12 protein-coding genes are annotated in these 18,713 nt (G+C 64.3%); 5 read left to right on the top strand and 7 right to left on the bottom strand.

Features of this window, described 5'->3' with window-relative positions; translation table 11 throughout:
* Window positions 1-277: 277 nt before the first annotated feature.
* Window positions 278-913 carry a LysE family translocator gene (locus tag QQL24_RS08410; protein WP_284311531.1) on the bottom strand — a complete coding sequence of 212 codons (636 nt, stop codon included), beginning with the start codon at window positions 911-913 and terminating at the stop codon, window positions 278-280.
* A gap of 159 nt (window positions 914-1,072) precedes the next feature.
* Complete coding sequence (locus QQL24_RS08415; RefSeq protein WP_284311532.1) at window positions 1,073-8,059, bottom strand: apolipoprotein A-IV repeat region-like domain-containing protein; 6,987 nt, start codon at window positions 8,057-8,059, stop codon at window positions 1,073-1,075.
* A gap of 398 nt (window positions 8,060-8,457) precedes the next feature.
* On the opposite strand from QQL24_RS08415, the gene QQL24_RS08420 reads away from it, so the two are divergent.
* Together QQL24_RS08420 and dgcA are read left to right on the top strand one after the other, a co-directional pair.
* A complete protein-coding gene (locus QQL24_RS08420; RefSeq protein WP_284311533.1) occupies window positions 8,458-8,778 on the top strand; it encodes a 2Fe-2S iron-sulfur cluster-binding protein in 321 nt (106 codons plus the stop codon).
* Window positions 8,779-8,793: 15 nt separating this feature from the next.
* The gene (gene dgcA, locus QQL24_RS08425) at window positions 8,794-9,771 is read left to right on the top strand and encodes an N-acetyl-D-Glu racemase DgcA (protein ID WP_284311881.1); all 978 of its coding nucleotides are present in this window, start codon (window positions 8,794-8,796) and stop codon (window positions 9,769-9,771) included.
* Here dgcA and QQL24_RS08430 read toward each other — a convergent pair.
* Window positions 9,741-10,937, bottom strand: a complete 1,197-nt coding sequence (locus QQL24_RS08430) for an MFS transporter (protein ID WP_284311534.1) — start codon at window positions 10,935-10,937, stop codon at window positions 9,741-9,743. The two genes, dgcA and QQL24_RS08430, sit on opposite strands and share 31 nt — an antisense overlap.
* 123 nt (window positions 10,938-11,060) lie before the next feature.
* On the opposite strand from QQL24_RS08430, the gene QQL24_RS08435 reads away from it, so the two are divergent.
* Window positions 11,061-12,257, top strand: coding sequence for a hypothetical protein (locus QQL24_RS08435; protein ID WP_284311535.1), 1,197 nt, complete (start codon window positions 11,061-11,063; stop codon window positions 12,255-12,257).
* 116 nt (window positions 12,258-12,373) lie between these two features.
* On the opposite strand, the gene QQL24_RS08440 is transcribed toward QQL24_RS08435, so the two are convergent.
* The 4 genes from QQL24_RS08440 to QQL24_RS08455 are packed head-to-tail and all read right to left on the bottom strand — an operon-like array spanning window position 12,374 to window position 16,515.
* Entirely contained in the window at window positions 12,374-12,961 is a 588-nt protein-coding gene (locus tag QQL24_RS08440; protein WP_284311536.1) for an ABC-type transport auxiliary lipoprotein family protein, read from the bottom strand.
* Window positions 12,962-13,005: 44 nt separating this feature from the next.
* A complete protein-coding gene (locus QQL24_RS08445; protein WP_284311537.1) occupies window positions 13,006-14,583 on the bottom strand; it encodes an MlaD family protein in 1,578 nt (525 codons plus the stop codon).
* A gap of 7 nt (window positions 14,584-14,590) precedes the next feature.
* On the bottom strand, window positions 14,591-15,394 hold the full coding sequence (locus QQL24_RS08450; RefSeq protein ID WP_284311538.1) for an ABC transporter ATP-binding protein: 804 nt from the start codon (window positions 15,392-15,394) through the stop codon (window positions 14,591-14,593).
* A gap of 14 nt (window positions 15,395-15,408) precedes the next feature.
* Window positions 15,409-16,515 (bottom strand): MlaE family ABC transporter permease, encoded by a 1,107-nt coding sequence (locus tag QQL24_RS08455; RefSeq protein ID WP_284311539.1) that lies wholly within the window; start codon window positions 16,513-16,515, stop codon window positions 15,409-15,411.
* 214 nt (window positions 16,516-16,729) lie between these two features.
* Between QQL24_RS08455 and dgcN the strand changes: the two genes are divergently transcribed.
* Both dgcN and QQL24_RS08465 read left to right on the top strand, forming a co-directional pair.
* Window positions 16,730-17,737, top strand: coding sequence for an N-acetyltransferase DgcN (dgcN, locus tag QQL24_RS08460; protein ID WP_284311540.1), 1,008 nt, complete (start codon window positions 16,730-16,732; stop codon window positions 17,735-17,737).
* Between the two features lie 114 nt (window positions 17,738-17,851).
* Window positions 17,852-18,538, top strand: coding sequence for a fumarylacetoacetate hydrolase family protein (locus tag QQL24_RS08465; protein ID WP_284311541.1), 687 nt, complete (start codon window positions 17,852-17,854; stop codon window positions 18,536-18,538).
* Window positions 18,539-18,713 lie beyond the last annotated feature (175 nt).

Genomic DNA, 18,713 nt, shown 5'->3' on the forward strand with positions numbered 1-18,713 from the left:
CCTACCAAATCCCACACGCGCGCGAATCTCCTAAAATCGTGACTCAGTAGAATTCAGAGCCTGACTCAAAAGTTGTGAAGAAGCCGAGGGAGGCGCAGATTTTGTCATACCCGGGCTTGTCCCGGGTATCCAGACTCCGCCTTTCCGACGTTTGCGCTTCCCTGGATTGCCGGGACAAGCCCGGCAATGACAAAAAGTCGAGATTCCGTCGACTTTCGGTCAGGCTCTGAAGACCGGCACACCACATGCGCCCTTCCTGCCTGCGCTCTCAGAAACCTTATAGCCGCGTCATCAGCAGGCGGATGCCGGCGAAGCCGAAGAACAGCGCCAGGGTCGCCTCGATCCAGCGCCGGGTCTTCTGGTAGAGACGCACCATGAGATCCGTGGAGAACAGCAGCGCATAGCCGCCGAAGACGGTGATGCCGAGCAGGGCACAGCCGGCAATGATGGCGAGGATGGTGCGGCCCGGCGCCTCCGCCTGCAGGCCGAGCGACATGATGGCGATCCAGGACAGGATCGATTTCGGATTGGTCAGATGCAGCATCAGACCACGACGATAGAGCCTGCCATAATCGACAGGCCCCGTTACCGGACTGCGATCGAGGGGCTGGGGCTTGATGGCCGAGCGGGCCGCTTTCCAGCCGAGGAACAGGAGATAGAGGCCGCCGCCGATCTTGATGGCGAAGATGGCGTTGGCATAGGCCGCGAGCAGGGTGGAGATGCCGGTGGCCGCCAGGAGCGCCCAGGTGATCGAACCTGTCATCACGCCCGCCGTGAAGGCGAGGGCGGGCAGCCGCCCCTGGCGCATCGCGATGCCCATGATCGCCATGTTGCTCGGCCCGGGGCTCGCCGTGGCAACGATGTAAAGCGTATAGACGACGAGAAGGGCGTGCGATTGCGAGGCGAGGTCCACGGTGGGATTCCTTCTGGGCAGGTTCGCGTAATCTAGCCTCGCTGCTTGTGATCACAAGTGGCGATTTGCAGGGAAGGGCCTCTTGGATTGACCTGAAGGTCGATCCACAAAAAAGGCCCCGGTTTTGCCGGGGCCTTGTTTCATCTTCTGTCCGCTACCTCACGCCAGCTTGCCGGCGGCGTGGGCGAGGATGGTGTAGACCTTGCCGGAATCAGCGGTGAGATAGGTCTTTGCCATGTTGCCGCTGCGGTCTTCGCGATCCACTTCGGCGATGAGCTGCTCGAACTCCTGGACATAGCGGTCCACGGTCGCTTGGAATTCCGGATCGCGGCGATAGCGGCGGCGGATTTCCTCGAAGGCCTGCTGGCCCTGCAGCGTGTAGAGCCGGCGCGAGAACACGTTGCGCTCGCCGCGACGATAGCGGTCCCACACCTCGGCAACCGTGTCATGTTCGATCATCTTGGCGATGTCGACCGACAGCGTGTCGAGGGAGGAGGCGCTGACAGCCGGGGTGCCGGCCTGGGGAGCCTGGTCCGTCTCCTCGCGGGAGGCGCGGGCCAGGACCTCGGAGAGCCAGCCACGGCCACGCCGTTCACCGCCACGGTTCTCCGGAGGCGGTGCTACGGGAGCCACAGCCGTGCTGCGTGCCGGCGCCGCGGGCTTGGGCTCCGGTGCGGGTGCAGGTTCCGGCGCCGGACGAGCGGTGGGAGTGGCCGGCAACTGCGCGGCGCGCGGCATTTCCGGCCTGCGCGGAGCGGGGGCCTCGGCCGCCACCTCGGGCTCGCGGTCACGCTCGCGCAGGCGCAGCGGGGCCGGTACCGGGCGATCCGGCTCGGTGATGTCGAGCGAACGGCCGGAACGGCTGACGATATCCGCGAGGTCGTTGAGGGCCTGGATCTGCTCGGCCACCACGCGGCGCATGGTCGCCGTGGAATCCGAGGTCTCCTTCGGGATCTCGAGCAGGCCGCGCTTGAGCTCGGAGCGAGTGGCTTCGAGTTCCTGCTTCACGGTCTTCGTCATGCCACGCATTTCTTCGGCGACTTCCGAGAAGCGTTCGGTGGCATTGCCGAACAGGCCGTTGATCTCCTCGACCGCCTGATCATAGGCCGATTTGAGCGCGCTGGAGGTGCGCTCGCGTTCCTTGCCTGTGGTGGCGCGGATGAGCTCGAACTGGTCGGCGATCGTCTGCGCTGTCGTGTTGGCGTTGTCGGCGAGCAGGCCGCTGGTCTGGCGCGCCTTGCTTTCAGCATTGGCGAGCTTTTCCTCGATCACCGTGCCGAAGGACTTCATCATCTCGTCCATCGCCTCGATCCGGTTGCCGACCGTGGCAACCAGGGCTTCCAGCGTCGAGCGGCGCTCGTCCAGGGCGTGGTCGACACGTGTCTGCGTCTCGTTCAGCACCGAAGCGGCGTTGGTGAGATGGTTGCTCTGCTCTTCCAGGCGGGAGGCCATGGTGCCGACATCGTTGATGAGGTTAGCGGCAAGATCACGCAGCGTCGAGACTTGGTCGCCCACACGGTCGGTGGCGCCGTTGGTCTGGTCGGCCAGGCTGAGCATGGTCGACTGGAAGTCGCGCAGGCGATCGGAGAGGCCACCCTCGATGGAGTCGAGGGCCTTGGCCGAGCTGTCGAGCGTCTCGTGCAACGTGTTGTTGGTCCCTGACACGCGATCGAGCAGGGCGGCAATTTCGTCGCGGACCCGCAGATGCAGCGCGCCGAGATCGTTGATCGCCCGGCTCGAGCGGGTCTCGATGGCGGAGGAGAGTGCGTTGGAGGAGAAGGCGAGGGCATCGCTGAGTTCGGTGCGCTTGTTGCCAAGAGCCTCGACCAGGTCGCCGCCCTTCTGGCCGATGAGATCGGCCAGTTGGGTGGCTCGTTCATCCAGGGCCTCGGCCACGGTCTGGGCGATATCGCGCAATTCGGCCGACAGGTTGGTGCTGCGGCTCGCCAGCGTATCGGCCAGATATTGGCCACGCTCGTCGAGAACATTGGCGATCTCGGTGGAACGTGCGCCCATCAGGGCGTTGATCGCGCTCGTCTTGTCGCGCAGCTGCGTGGCGACGTCGGCTGAGATCTGGTTCAGCGTGTCGATCAGATGCTGGCCGCGCTCGTTGAGCAGGCCCGCCATCTCATTGGCGCGCGTGTCGAGCAGGGCGTTGATCTCGTCGGCGCGCTCGCCGAGCTTGGCGCCGACATCGCCCGACAGCCGGCCGAGGGTGGCATCGGCCGTGGCGATGTTCTGCAACAGGTCGACCGAGACACGCTGCACCTTCTCGCTGAGCGTGTCGGCGATATGCAGGCCGCGCGAGTCGAGGGCATCCGCCAGGTCCGCGAGACGTCCGAGGACGTCCTGCTCGAAGCGGGTGATGCGGCTGTCGAGGGCATGGGCGATCTCGTCGGCACGCGAACCGAGGGCGTGGTCGATTTCGCCGACCTTGCTGGTCAGCGTGTCGACGATGGCGGCGGTCTTGCCGTCGAAATGCGCCGCGATCTCCGAAGCGCGCGAGGACAGATCGTTGCTCATCAGAGCAGAGCGGTTGTCGAGATGCGAGGTAAGGTCCTCGGCGCGGGCACTGAGGGTCTCGGTGAGATCGGAACCCTTGCTGCCGAGCACCGCCGCGATGTCGTCGGCGCGGCGCGACAGCGTGTCCGCGATCGCAGCCGAACGGCCGTCGATGAGGCGGGCGATCTCGCTGGCACGGCCGTCCAACAGGCTGGTAATCGTGCTGGCGCGGCCATCCAGGCTATCGCCGATCGCCGTGGTGCGACTGTCGATGAGGCCCGTGAGTTCGCTGGCACGGTCGTCCAGCAGGCTGGTGATCTTGCCGGCGCGGCTGTCCAGGGCATCGGCGATCGCTGCGGTGCGGCTGTCGATGACGCCCGTGAGCTCTCCGGCGCGGCCGTCCAGCAGGGTGGTGATCGCGCTGGCACGGCTGTCGAGGGCATCGCCGATCGCTGCAGTGCGGCCATCGATGAGGCCGCTGATCTCGCTGGCGCGGCCGTTCAGCAGGTCGCTGAGGGCGGCAGCGCGGTTGTCGAGTACGTTGCCGATGGTCGCGGCACGGTCATCCAGCAGGTCGGAGACCTCACGGACCTTGCTTTCGAGGGCGGCGGTGACGTCCTTGCCACCCTCGCCGAGGGTCTTGGCGAGTTCGAGCGTGCGGGTCGCCAGCGTCTCGTTGAGGGCGCGGGCGCGGTTGTCGAGGCCCTGGTCGATGCGGGCGAAGCGCCCATCGATCACCATGGCGACATCGCCGGCCTTGTTGGCGATGCGTTCGTCCAGGTTGGCGATCTTCTCATCGAGCGTCGCCAGCTTGTCGTCCAGCGTCTGGGCGACGGAGGCGGTGTGCGAACCGAAGCGGGCATCGAAGGCATCGAGCTTGCCGCCGAGCAGGTCGGCCGCATTGGCGGTGTGATCCTGCACCTGGTCCGTGAGGCGGGTGCCATGCAGGCGGATCGAGCTCTCGAAACCAAGCAGCTTCTGCGAGAGATCGTCGCTGAGGGTGCGGGTATCGTCGCCAATCTTGGCGGCGAGGGCCTGGCCACGATTGCTGACGATGTCGTCGAGCGCGGCGATCTGGCGTTCGAGCGACTGCGTCACCGTGTTGATGCGGTTGTTGAGGCTCTCCTCGAAGGCACGCAGTTGGTCCTCGATGGTGGCGTGCACCGTCGTCGCGCTGGACTGGAACTTCGTCTCAAAGGCGTTGAGCTTGTCGGCGATGGCCCCCTGGACGACGTCCGTATTGGCGGCGACATGGGCCTGCATGGTGGCCAGACGCTGGTCGAGGGCATCCTGTAGCGTCGACGAGTTGTTGATGAAATGCGTCTCGAAATTGCCGAAGCGCTGGTCGAGCGAAGAGCGCACGAGGGCCGTGTTGCTGGCAAAACGCATCTCGAAGGCGGCGAGGCTGTCGTCGAGGGCGGCCTGCGTGTTCTGCACGTCGCCGTTGAAGCGGGCCTGGAAGTCGCCGAGGCGAGAGGCCAGTTCCGACTGGTTGGCCTGCAGGTTGTCGGTGAAGCTGGTCTGGAAGTCGTTGATCCGGTTCTCGAAATTCGTGGCGGCCGTCGAGGTCATGAGCTGGAAGCGGCGCTCGAAATCGTTCATGCGCGTGTTCAGCAGCGCATGGGCGTTGTTGGCGTTGCCGACGAAATCCTGCTCGAACTGGCCGAGGCGGCTGTCGATCAGGGCATGGGCATTCTCGGCGTTGACCTCGAAGCGCTTCTCGAACTCGCCCAGGCGCTGGTCGAGCACATTATGCGCATGACCGGCGCTGGAACCGAAGCGTTCCTCGAAGGCGCCGAGGCGCTGGTCGAGAGCGACCTGCGCATTCGCGGCGCTTGAGTTGAAGCGATCCTCGAAGGTGCCGAGGCGCTGGTCGAGAGCCGACTGCGCATTGGAGGCGCTGTTGCTGAAGCGGTCCTCGAACACGCCGAGGCGCTGTTCGAAGGCGGCCTGGGCCACCTCGGCACTGAAGCCGAAGCGGCGTTCGAATTCGCTGATGCGCCGGTCGAGACCTTCCTGGGCATTGTCGGCCGTCGAGCCGAAGCGGTCCTCGAATTCGCCGAGGCGTTTGTTGAGCGTAGCGTGCACCTCTTCGGCACTGGAGCCGAAGCGCTGCTCGAAATCGCCAAGGCGCCTGTCGAGCGCGACATGGATGTCATCGGCGTTGGAACCGAAGCGTCGTTCGAAATCGCCAAGGCGCTTGTCGAGCGCAGCATGGATGCCATCGGCGCTGGAGCCGAAGCGCTGTTCGAAGACGCCGAGCCGCTGGTCGAGCGTGGCATGTGCATCCTCGGCACTCGAGCCGAAGCGCTGCTCGAACTCGCCCAGGCGCAGGTTGAGAGCCGCATGGGTCTGCTCGGCATTGCCGTTAAAGCGCTGCTCGAAGCTCCGGAGCGTCTCGTCGAGGCCCGAACGGTTGTTCTGGATGTTCTCGCCGAAGCGTGCCTCGAAATCACCGAGGCGGCGGTCGAGATCGGCATGGGCGAGGGTGGACAGCGACTGGAAGCGCTGCTCGAACTCCGACATGCGCGTTTCCAGGCCACCATGGAGAGCGGTGGCGCTGTTGGCAAAGCGGGTGTCGAAGCCCGACAGCGTATCGTCGAGCGCAGCATGCACGTTCTGTGCATGGGCGAGGCTGCGCGTCTCCAGGCCGGAGAGGCGCTCGTCGAGGCGCGCGTGCAGGTTATCGGCGATCTGCTGGCTGCGCGTCTCGTGCTCGTCGAGGCGGTCGGCGAGGGACTTGCCGAAAGTATCGGTCTGGGTCTTGACGGTGTCTTCCAGGCGGGACACGCCGAAATTGATCTGGGAGACGGCGGCGGCGCTGCGCTCGCCGATCACGCGGGTGAGGGTGTCGCCGCTGACGGCGAGGAGGCCGGAAGCATCGCGGGCTGCCGTGCTGATGCGGCCGGAGAGCTGGTTGCCTTCCTCTTCCAGCATCGCCTGCAGACGCTGGGCGGAGGCAGCGACGACGGCTTCGGCTTCGGCGCTACGCTTTTCGATATTGCCGACGATGGTCTGGCCGGTCGCGGCGAGACGGCGGTCGATATCGCCACCACCGACCACGATGGATTCGTGGATGCGCTCGCCCGTCAGCGACAGGCGGTCGGCGAGATCGCCGCCGCGTGTGGTGATGATCTCGGCGATATGCGTCGCGGTTCCCTCGAGGCGGCCGGCGACATCCATGCCGCGGTTCTGCAGGTCGGCGAGGATGGCATCGCCCGTCGTGCGCAGCGTCGAGTTGACGTCCGCGACGCTGCCGACGATCTGCTCGACCATCTTGGAGCCGGTATCACGGATCGAGGTGGCAACGACGTCGGTGCTCTCGGCAAAAGCGTTGCTGAGGCTGGCGCCGGTGCGCACCAGCGTCTCGTTCACCGCGGTGCCGCGCTCGACGATGTCGTCGACAATGCGCTGGCTGTTGTTGGTGAGCGTCTCGTTGAGGAGCAGGGCGCGCGAGGACAGCGTGTCGCTGATCTCGTTGGCGCGGGTGGCGAAGGTCTCGTTGACCTTGTTGGAGGTCGAGGTGAGGTGATCGGTGATCTCGGCCGCGCGCTTGGTGAGATGATCGGTCACCATCTCCGACGAACCCGTGAGAGCATTGTTCACGGCCTCGGCGGTGACGGTCATGCGTTCGATCAGCGAATTGCCGCGATCGGACATGGCGCCGACCATATGGTCGCCAACCTTGGCGAGTTCCGAGGTGAGCTGGCTGCCGCGCTCGCCGAAGGAGCGCATCACCTGCAGGCCGGCCTCCGAGACCTCCGATGAAATCCGTCCGGCGACCGAGCCGAGAGCGAGCGTCAGGTCGTCATGTGCGACGACGATGGCCGAACGCACGCGGTCGGCATTGCCGACGATCGCCTCGCGCTGGGTGGAGAGGTCTTCGACCAGAGAGCGGATGCGCTGCTCGCTTTCGGTATAGGAGCGCTCAAGCATGGAGACTTCATTATGCACCATGATCTCCAGCTCGCTGGCGCGTGCCAGCGCCCGGTCGATGCCATCGCCCATCGCGGCGACTTCACGGCGAATGGCCTGGCCGACCGAGGTGACGGCTTCGGCTGCCGCGCCCTCGGGTTCGGCGAGACGCAGGGCGACCTGCGTCATAGAGCGGGTCACGAAGCGCATTTCCTGGGCGCGCCAGATCAGGGCTGCGACGGCGAAGAAGAAGAGGGGCGGCAGAAGGACGGCGAGGACGCCGAGCGCCAGGCCCGGGTTGGCCTGATAGGTCGCACCCTGGAACAGGTTCGAGAGCTGAAGGTTGCCGAGCAGATTGAGCAGAAGGGCACCGCCGGCGAGCCAGGCGACGGAGAGGGCGAGGGCAGTCCAGTAGGCCACGGGGGAGGGGCGGCGCTGGAGGGCCTGCAGCAGCTGGCCGACGCTGGCGCGGTCGTCATTGGCGGGAGAGCGGGGTTCGCGGGCGAAGGGCCGCTCCGCGGGCTTGTCCTCGATCGGCGCCGGGGCCAGGGCGGGCGGTTCCTGCGGTTCGGGTTCGACTTCGAAGTTGAAGCCTTCCTCCACTTTGGGCATTGGGGCTTGCTCTTTGTCGGGCGTGTTGGATGCCGCCTGGCTCAGGCTGAGCGCCTCCTCGATCGCAGACAGGGCGGCATCCGCCGGATCCTGGACCTTCGATTTATTCGTCGACATCGCCTGCCTCACGCTACTCTTATCACTGCCGCCCACACGCAAAATACGGACGGGCTTGGCGCCGAAGCGCTGCCCTTCTCGTTCCGCTTCTCATGAAACGGGGTATGCAAAGGCCCCAATCTATTGGGGACATTGCCACCAGCTTAAAATCCTATCTTGCGCAGTCGGGAATGGAAACCGCTTGGACCGGCTTTCCTGCAGCATCGTTAACGACTTTTTTACCACGTCGAGACGACATGGAAATGCGGCAGTTTTGGGGTTTTTCGCGGGAATGAGGCGATGTTGGGCAATTGCGCCCTACAATTCCAGATGGCGGCCGTGGGACGCCAATGCAGCGCCGGACTGGAACCTTGCCAAAGCGCTCTATATAGAACGCCTGTCAGAAGTTGAGATGGACGATGGTAAAAATCATATTCCGAGATCATACCGGGCATGACAGCGAAGTCGAGGCGGAGCCCGGATCGACGGTGATGGAGGCGGCGATCCGCAACGGCATACCGGGCATCCTGGCCGAATGCGGCGGCGCCTGCGCCTGTGCCACCTGCCATGTCTATGTCGACGAGACCTTCATGCCGCTCGTGGGCGAGCCAGAGCCGATGGAAGAGGACATGCTCGACTTCGCCTTTGACGTTCGCCCCAATTCGCGCCTGTCCTGCCAGATCCGCGTACGCGACAATCTCGACGGCCTCATCGTCAACACACCGCAGAAACAGGCCTGAGCGCCCGCCGTGAGCATGCGTCTCTCTCTTTCGGTCGAGCGCTGGCCGCTCGCCAATGTCTTCACCATCGCGCGTGGCTCGAAGACCGAGGCCGTGGTGGTGGTGGCCGAAATCGAGCGTGACGGCGTGACGGGCCGGGGCGAGTGTGTGCCCTATGCCCGCTATGGCGAGACGGTCGAGGGCGTCGTCGCCGCGATCGAGGCCCAGCGCGGCGTGCTGGAAGGCGGGCTCGGCCGGGAGGCGCTGCAGAGTGCCATGCCGGCAGGCGCCGCCCGCAATGCCGTCGACTGCGCACTCTGGGACCTGGAAGCCAAGCGCGCGGGCAAGCCTGCCTGGCAGCTTGCCGGCCTGACGGCGCCTCAGCCTGTGATCACCGCCTATACGATCTCGCTCGCCGAGCCCGAGGCGATGGGCGAAGCCGCTGCCAAGGCTGCGCACCGGCCCTTGCTGAAAGTGAAGCTCGGTACAGCCGATGATGCCGCCCGCATCGCCGCTGTCCGCCGCAATGCCCCCCATTCCCAATTGATCATCGATGCCAATGAAGGCTGGCGCGCCGATAATCTCGCCGCCAACTTCAGGGCCTGCGCCGATGTCGGCGTGGTGCTCATCGAGCAGCCACTGCCATCCTCGGATGATGGCGCCCTTGCCGATGTGGAGCGGCTGGTGCCGGTTTGCGCCGATGAATCCCTGCACGACCGTGCTTCGCTCCGACAGCTCGCCGGGCGGTACGACGCCATCAACATCAAGCTCGACAAGGCAGGCGGTCTCACCGAGGCCCTGGCTCTCGCCCGTGACGCCCGGGCCCTCGATCTCGATCTGATGATCGGCTGCATGGTCGGCACCTCGCTTGCCATGGCACCCGCCTTGCTGCTGGGGGGCCAGGCGAAGGTGATCGATCTCGACGGGCCGCTGCTGCTGTCGAGAGACCGCGAACCGGGCCTGCACTATGAAGGCAACCTGGTCTACCCGCCCGAAGCCGGGCTCTGGGGCTGATTTCGGGCCTCGAACACGCTGGCAAGCATGACGAGGCCGATGCCGAGGGCGGCTATGAAGGCCATGGCAAAATAGCCGTGGGCTGAAAAGAGCTGGTAAAGTTGTCCGGCCAGCACCGTGCCGATTGTGAGGCCCATGCCGATCGCCGAGGCGACGAGGCCCTGGCGCGCCGAGGGTCTGCGGGTGAAGCGGGCGATCCAGCCCATGGTCGCCAGATGCACGCAGGCGAAGGTAAAGCCGTGCATGACCTGCAACGCCGCGACCGCCAAGCCGTGTGATGGAGCGAAGCCCAGCAGCGTCCAGCGCAGCACGCCGGCGAGGCCGCCGAACAGGATAAGGCGATAGGGGCCCAGCGCTCCGGCGATATTGCTGCCGAACAGGAAGACGCTGGTCTCCACCACCACGCCGATGGCCCAGAGCTCGGCGATCTGGAAGCTTGAAAAGCCCTGGTTCTGCCAGATCATGGTGCCGAAGCTATAGAGAAAGGCATGGGCGCCCTGGATGCAGGAAATGCCCGTTACGAACACGGCCATGAGCAGGAGTGGGGGCGCCGTTCCCTCCAGCGATTGCGACCTGACCATCCGATGGCCGCGGCCGCGGTCATCTGGCAGCGCCAGGCCCGCGAAGACGGTGAGGGCGGCAAGGATCGCCAGGATGGGTGGCACGGTGGTGATCGGCAAATGCTTGAGCAGCAGACCGGCCGCCAGCCCAGAGACCAGCCAGGCGAGGGAGCCCCATTGCCGGATCTGGCCGTATTTGTGGCCGTGCCGGCTGACGCCCGAGAGCACGATCGCATCGAGGAGAGGCGTGGCCGCCGAGGAGAACAGGAAGGCCACCGCAAGGCTGACTGCAACCGCGCCAAACCCCTCCGCGAAGACGAGGCCGGCATAGCCGAAGGCCGCGCAACAGGCCATGAAGAGGAAGGTGCGGCGCGGACCGAGTGCGCCGTCGCCGATCCAGGTGAAGGGTGCGCTGGCCACCCGCATCAGCATTGGAATGGCGAGCAAGAGCCCCATGTCGCGTGCATCGAAGCCGCGTTCCACCAGCCAGAGGGGGAAAAACGGCGTGTAGACACCGGGGCCGGTGAGCAAAAGGGCGTAAGTCACACTGGCCGCGATGGCAGCCTTGCGTGAAGCGCTCCAATCCTTGAAGGAAATCAGAGACATCGGGGGAAAACGCCGCGCAGGATTGGCTCCAGGCGGGGGCTTTGGCTTATATGGATGAAGAATCGATCGAATGATGATTCGTTGAATCTCTTACGCCCGCATTCGAATGTTGACGAGCGCCAATTGATGCAACCTGCCCGGCCAGAACCGCTGCTGAGCGACGAAGATTACGGGGCCATCGAAGCGGCCGTGATGGAGACCGCGCGCGGACGCTGGTTCCTGGCCGAATATGGCCGTCGTAACCGCAATGCCGATACCGATGCGGTACTGAGCGCCATCCGCCGGCTGGAACGCCTGGTGCAGAGTGCCGGGACCTTCGATGCACGGGATGAGGTGACGCGGGGCATGGCCGATATCGCGCAGGCCATCGCGGCGGCGCAGATCGTTCCGGCGACACCACGCGGCCTGTCAGCGCCTTTCGAGGCAGAGGCCGAAACGGTGGTGGAGCATCCGGCGCATCACGAGGCGGCTCTGGCCGAGGCCATTCCGGCCGAGACCCACGAGGAAGCATTTGACCTGGTGATTGTGGAGCCTTTGGCGACCCATGAGGCCGAGGCCTCCATGGGCGAACCGGAACCTTCTCCGATCGAGCCAGAACTACAGCCCCAGCCCGTTCATGAAGTGCCTGTCGTTGCGGAGGCTGCTGTCCAGCCGCCCCCCGTTGGCGCCGAAGAGATTGCCTCGCTCGAACCTGAGGCGCTCGATATCGCCAAAGCTGATTCTGCTTCCGCGCTGCTGCATGAAGAGCCTGCGCCGGCGCAAGTGCCACCGGAGCGAGACGTCTTCGTTGAGCTCGAATCCTTTCTGGCCGAGGCGATTCCGGCACCGCAGGCCGAACAGGTCATGGCGGCTGGGATCCCCTCCGATCCTCCCCCGAAGGAAACCAAAGCCGAGACGGCGAGCGCCGAGCCCTTCCCGATCATCGAGCTCGACGAGGCAGCGGCGGAGGCCCTGCTGACCCAGGATCCACCGCGCCATGAACTGATCCTGCCGACCAATCACCTGGTCACGCAGCGCTGGCACAAGGATGTCGACCATGATGCCGTCGAGCCCGTGGAAGCCGCCAAGCCGGTAGCGGACGAGCCCCTGCGAACGAGCCTGGTAACCTTCATCGACGAAGAGCCCGTCGACGAGAGCGAGTCCGTCTTCTCAGCCCCGCTTCGCCTCGAGCCCGAGGAGGCCGCGGAGAGAGAGCTTGCGCCCGTTGCCGAAGTTGCGGAGGCGACCGCGGCTTCTTCCCATCCGCCCATCGTGCCAGCCATGACGATCGGCGAGATCGAGGCGATGCCCTTCGCCAAGAAGGCCGTGCTGTTCAGTTGAAGCCGGGACAGTGATCCCAGACCGCGATTTCATTGGGATGCCGGCAACATTTTCTGCTAAAAATAGAGATATATCAATAAATTGACGGCATGAGATGAAGTTTCAGTCGAAGCTTATCAAACCTTGCTCGTCGCCCACACCATGATGTCGACCAGCACCTTCTTCAGTGCCTGGTCGAGCGCGGACGTCGCCTGCTGGCCGCCGGTGCCTGCGGCCGGGACGCGGGCTGTGAAGAGGCTTGCCGCCGAGATGCGGCCGGTACGCTGGCTCACGACACGCGCGGCGATCGTCACGACGGCCACGGGGTTGCTACCCGCCTCGATCTCGAAATCACGGATCTCCGTGCTGAGCACGGCGTCCGGCGTGAACTTGTCGTCGGGCCGGCCGACCATACCGATGCGGTGGGCGTTCTCGAAGGTCTGGATCAGTCGGGCCTGCACGAGAACGGGCACGCGGTCGGCCCATTGGGCACCCGGCAGATAGGTGATCTCGCCGCTGCCCGGGCGCACCACGATACGGTCGGAATTGATCGCCTGCAGCGCCGTCGGCTCAGCAACCATGATCTGGGCACGGCCATTGCCGCGTGCCGTGACCTGCGTAGGGGCAGTAAGGTCATAGGTCGCGGGCGGCGGGGATCTGATCAGGGTCGAGCAACCGCCCAGCAGCAAGGCTCCCGAAAGGGCGAGCACGGGCAGAACAGGCAAGGACAAACGAGGATAAGCAAGACGCATACTGACAAATTGCATAATCATTTGCCCTTGTAATCAGGGATATTCGATTTCGGCCCGAAAATCAGCTGCTGTGGATTGCGCTGCAGGCCGTCGAGGGTGCGCTGGATATTCTGCAGTGTTTTCTGGCCGTCAACCGCCAACTGCTGATAGTCGCGCAGGCCCGAGCCAGTGAACTGGTCGAGATTCTTCGACAGGATCGCCGTCCGGGCATCGAGATTGTTGGCGAGCTGGCGGATGGACTTAGCCGTCTCGGTGATCTCGGTGAACATGCCCTGGCCGCCCTGGCCCGACGTCATGGCGGTGATGTTGTTCATGATGCCGTCGAGTTGGTCGGCGGTATGATTGAGCTTGCGGGCGAGATCGCTGGCGTCGGCCACGATCTGCCGGACCTGAGTGGTGGAATCGCCGAGCGACTGGGCAAATTTATCGACATTGCCGACAACGTTGTTGACCTTGGTCGGATCGATCGCGGCGGCGACCTTGTTGAAGCTGTCCAGCGCCATAGCCACCTTGGAGGTCATGCCGGTCAGGTCGCTCGAGACCTTGTGCGCGTCCTTGATGAATCCCGAGAGCTCGTCGGCGTTCTGGCCCAGGGCCGCGGTGAAATTGGTCACATTGTCGACGACCTGCCCGACCTTCTTACTGTCGACCGCCGCTGTGATCTTGTTGATGTTGTCGAGCCCGGCATCGAGCTTCGGCGCCATGGTGTTGAGCTGCGCCATGAGCGAGGACGCGTTGGTCGCGAAGGTCTGCAACGGGTCGCGTATATCGGCCAAGGTCTTGGTGAAACTGGAAATATTGTCGATCGCCGCTTGCGCCTTGGCGGAGTCGAAGGCCTTGGAGAAGGATGCGAACTGATCGGTTATCGCCGAAACATTGGAGACGATGTGGTCGATCTTATCCGGCGAGACGGCCTGGATCAGCTTCTGAATATCGCCCGACATGCCGTTCAGGTTGTCGGCGAGGCGCGCGATGCTCGTCGCCGCCACGCCGGCATTATGCAGGAATTGTCCGACATCGCCGGAATTGTCGGCGAGCGCCTTGGTGAAGGTCTGTATGTTCTGGATAGTCTGGGAGATACTGTCCTGGTTTTGGCTGATCAGCGTGTTGATGTGTTCCATCGTGCTGGAAGCCTGGTTGACCGTATCGCGGGCACTGTCGAACAGGTTCTGCAGCTCGGAACGCTGTGCCTTGATGATGGCAACCTCCTGGCCGGGCTCCGGCAGGAGATCGGGCGCGCCGAGCTTGCCACCGATCAGCTGGACGTTGCCGTTGGCGGTGATGCTGGCGAATTCGAGACGGGCCGAGGTATCGGTGTGAACCGGTGTCGTCTGCCTGACGCTGATCATCGCCACGACGCCGGAGGGGTCCTTCGGGTTGATGTCCAGGGTCTCGACCTGGCCGACACGGATGCCGTTGAAGGTCACGCTGGAGCCGACCGACAAGCCGCTGACGGAGCCCGGAAAGTCCACCTCATAGCGCTTCACCGTCTGGCTCTCGGAGATGCGGGCAAACCACACGACAAAGCCCAGGGCCGCGGCAACCACCGCCAGCGTGAACAGGCCGATCAAGGCATTGTGCGCACGTGTTTCCATTGCTCAATCAACCCTTGGAGGAGGATGCCAGGGCGGCGCGGGCACGAGGGCCGTGGAAATAGGCGCGCAGCCAGGGGTGTTCGGAAGCGAGCATCGTCTCCATGGGGCCTTGAGCCAGTACATGACCTTCGCCAACGGCCACGATGCGATCGCAGATCGCATGAAGGCTGTCGAGATCATGGGTCACCATATAGACGGTCAATCCCAGAGTCTGCCTGAGTGTGGCGATGAGATCGTCGAATTCCCCAGCTCCAATAGGGTCGAGGCCCGATGTCGGCTCGTCCAGGAAGACGAGATCGGGGTCGAGCGCCAGCGCCCGGGCGAGGGCGGCGCGCTTGATCATGCCGCCGGAGAGTTCGGACGGACGCTTGTCGGCGGCGTCGGGCTTCAGCCCCACCAGCGCGATCTTGAGCATGGCGAGCTCGTCCAGGAGCTTGGGCGAGAGCTTGAGATATTCACGCATAGGCACCTGGATGTTCTGCTTCACCGTGAGCGAAGAGAACAAGGCGCCCTGCTGGAACAGCACGCCCCAGCGCTTGGCCACGCGCTGCTGCTCGCGCGGCGGCAAGGCGAGATAGTCCTGGCCGAACACGTCGATCTTGCCGGAATAGAGCGGTGCCAGCCCGATGATGGTGCGCATCAGCACCGACTTGCCGGTGCCGGAGGCACCGACCACGCCGAGGATCTCGCCGCGATAGACGTCGAGGCTCAGCCCGTCGAGGATGAAGCGTGTGCCGAAGGTCACGCGCACATCGCGGGCGGACAGGATGACTTCCTTGGAGGGCGCGGGAGGCTGGGCGGGATCTGGCATACCGGCGACAGCCTTTAGAAGTTTATCGACGTAAAGAACATGGCGAAGACGCCATCGACGATGATGACGATGAACATCGACTTCACCACCGAGGCCGTGGTCTGGCGGCCCAAGGACTCGGCCGAGCCCTCGACCTTCATCCCTTCGATGCAGGCGGTGATACCGATCATCAAGGCCATCACCGGCGCCTTGATAAGGCCTACGAGAAAGGTGTGCATGGTCATGGCATCGCGCAGATTCTGCAGGAAGTTCGTCGGCGTGATGCCGCCATAGCCCCAGGAAACGAGGGCACCGCCGAAGATGCCTGCCATCGCGGCAAGGAAGGTCAGCATGGGCAGCGAGATGATCAGGGCGAGGATGCGCGGGATCACCAGCACCTCCATCGAGTCGATACCCATCACATGCATCGCATCTATTTCCTCGCGCATTTTCATCGAGCCGAGTTCTGCGGTGATGGCCGAACCTGACCGCCCCGCCACCATGATGGCGGCGAGCAGCAGGCCGACCTCGCGGAACATCAGCACGGCAAGCGCCGAGGTGACATAGATCTGCGCACCATAGTTGCTGAGCTGCAGGATGAGCTGCTGGGCCAGGATGGCGCCGACCAGGAAGGAGATCAGGCAGATGATCGGAACGCCGCGCAGGCCGATCAGCTCGATCTGGTTGATCACGGCGGCCCAGCGAAAACGGCTGCGTGCTGTCAGGAGGCGACCGATCGCCTTGACGGTCTCGCCCAGGAAGACGTTCATGTTCACGGCGTCATGCGCCATCTTGCGCATGCCCAGCCCGAGATCGGCCAAGAGCTCGATCAGATGATGCGCCTCCGGCGGCGCGGGCGGGGCGGTGATGTTCTGGGCGGCGATCTCGGCCAGCAGGATGGACTGCGCCTCGCTGGCGTTGACGATATGCAAGGTCGAGTTCTTGGCGCCGAAGGCGGCGCGGATATTCTCGATCACCACGCCGCCAAGCGTGTCGAGCTGCGAGATGCCGCCGAGATCGAACTCCACCGTGGAGTTCGACGGCGCCGCGTTCATCATGATGTTCGCGAGCTTTTCGAGATGCCGGGAGTTGCGCGCAACCCAGGCCCCGGTGGGCGCCAGCCGGGCTGTCCCATCCTTCACGAGGTCACTGTCGTCTATTTCCGGTTCACGCGTCACGGATCGAAACTGGCTCTTGCGAGGGAATCATTGCTGGCCATACTAGTCAAATGAACATGATCCGCAAAAGCCGAGTGCTGCTTTGCAAAAGATTATGTGCAAACAATATGATAGCGCATGTCTCTTCTGTCTGGAAGGAGGCCGTGCGCCCTAGTGATTTCGAACAGGCGGCGGCCGGATGCAGATTGAGAAGCCTTATTTGATGTTCATCGGCGATGTTGCCGACCAGCTCGCGGCCAAGACTGCCGCCGGTATCGTCGACTGGCGGCGCGACTGGTGTGTCGGCCAGCTCAGGCTGCCCGGCTGCAAGGCCGATCTCGGCCTCGAGGATATCGACATTGCCGAGGGCAAGAGGCGGGGCGCCCGCACGATGGTCGTCGGCGTCGTCAACGCCGGCGGCGTTCTGCCCGAGCACTGGATCCGCAGCATCGTCGAGGCGCTCGATGCTGGGCTCGATATCGCTTCCGGCCTGCACAAGCGGCTGGAGGATGTGCCGGAGATCGCTGCGGCGGCCGAACGCAATGGACGGACGCTGCACAATGTGCGCCTGCCCAGCCAGACCTTCGCCACCGGCCAGGGCACCAAGCGCACCGGCCTGCGCCTGCTCACGGTGGGCACGGATTGCTCGGTCGGCAAGAAATACACGGCCCTGGCGTTGGAAAAGGAAATGCGGGCACAAGGGCTCGACGCCGATTTCCAGGCCACGGGGCAGACCGGAATCTTCATTTCCGGGCGGGGCGTCGCCGTCGATGCCGTGGTGGCCGATTTCATCTCCGGCGCCGCCGAATGGCTGAGTCCGGATGCCGACCCGCAGCATTGGGACGTGATCGAAGGGCAGGGCAGCCTGTTCCATCCCTCTTTCGCCGGGGTGACGCTTGGCCTGCTCCATGGCGCGCAGCCCGATGCCTTCGTGGTCTGCCATGAGCCGACCCGCACCACCATGCGCGGCGTGCCCGCCAGGCTGCCGACCATCCGCCAGGTGATCGACGCCACTGTCGCCTGCGGCCGGCTCACCAATCCGCGCATCCAATGCGTGGGTATCGCCGTCAACACGCAGGCCCTGGATGAGGCGGCAGCGAGAGCCTGTCTTGCCGAGATTGCCGAGACGGAGGGGCTGCCCACCACCGATCCGGTGCGTTTCGGCGTTGCCGAGATCGTGAAGCACGTGAAGGTGCTGTACGAGTGAGTTAAAGCGTTTTGCGATTTGACGGCATCGGCAAGAATCGCAAAGACGCGTCGAAACAAAGAGTGAGAGCAAAAGAGCGTTTACGCTTAGACGCGCTTTGCTCCTGGAGCGCCCATGCAGTATGTGATCGATCCACCGCCGCAGGCCTTCGTATCGGTTGCCGGCGAAAGTTCCGTCTTTCCGGTACGTCGAATCTGGTGCGTTGGCCGCAATTATGCCGACCACGCCCGCGAGATGGGGGCCGATCCCACGCGCGAACCGCCCTTCTTCTTCTCCAAACCCGCCGATGCAGTGAATCCTGGTGGCGCCTTGTCCTTTCCGGCGCAGACGTCGGACCTGCACCACGAGGTCGAACTGGTGGTGGCCATCGGCAAGGGCGGGCGCGACATTCCGGTCGAGCAGGCGCTGGAGCATGTCTATGGCTATGCCATCGGCCTCGACATGACGCGGCGCGATATCCAGGCCGAGGCCAAGAAGCTGGCGCGCCCCTGGGATCTCTCCAAGGGCTTCGACCAGTCCTGCCCGATCAGTGCCATCGCGCCGGCTGCCAGGATCGGCCATCCCGCCAAGGGCAGGATCGAGATCACCGTCAACGGCAAGGTGCAGCAGTCCGGCGATCTGTCGCAGATGATCTGGTCGGTGCCGGAGGCGATCGCCTATCTGTCGCGTTACGTCGCATTGGCGCCCGGCGACCTCCTGATGACCGGCACCCCGGCTGGGGTCAGTTCGGTCAAGCCTGGCGACAGGCTGCGCGGCACCTGCGAGGGCGTGGGCGAGATCGTGGTGACCTATGAGGGTTGAGGGCTTGCTCGCTTGAGCGAGATGAAACCCATAAGAAAAGGCACGCCTTCAAAGTCCCCTCGCCCCGTTCTTACGGGGAGAGGATAGGGGTGAGGGGCGGCGCGAGCTTCTGGGATTGGCTCTACGAGAGGTGAGTGGCCTGTCGAAGACCCGTGGTAAAAATTCTGCTCTTTCG

This window comes from Labrys miyagiensis (assembly GCF_030160835.1).
GTDB lineage: Bacteria > Pseudomonadota > Alphaproteobacteria > Rhizobiales > Labraceae > Labrys > Labrys miyagiensis.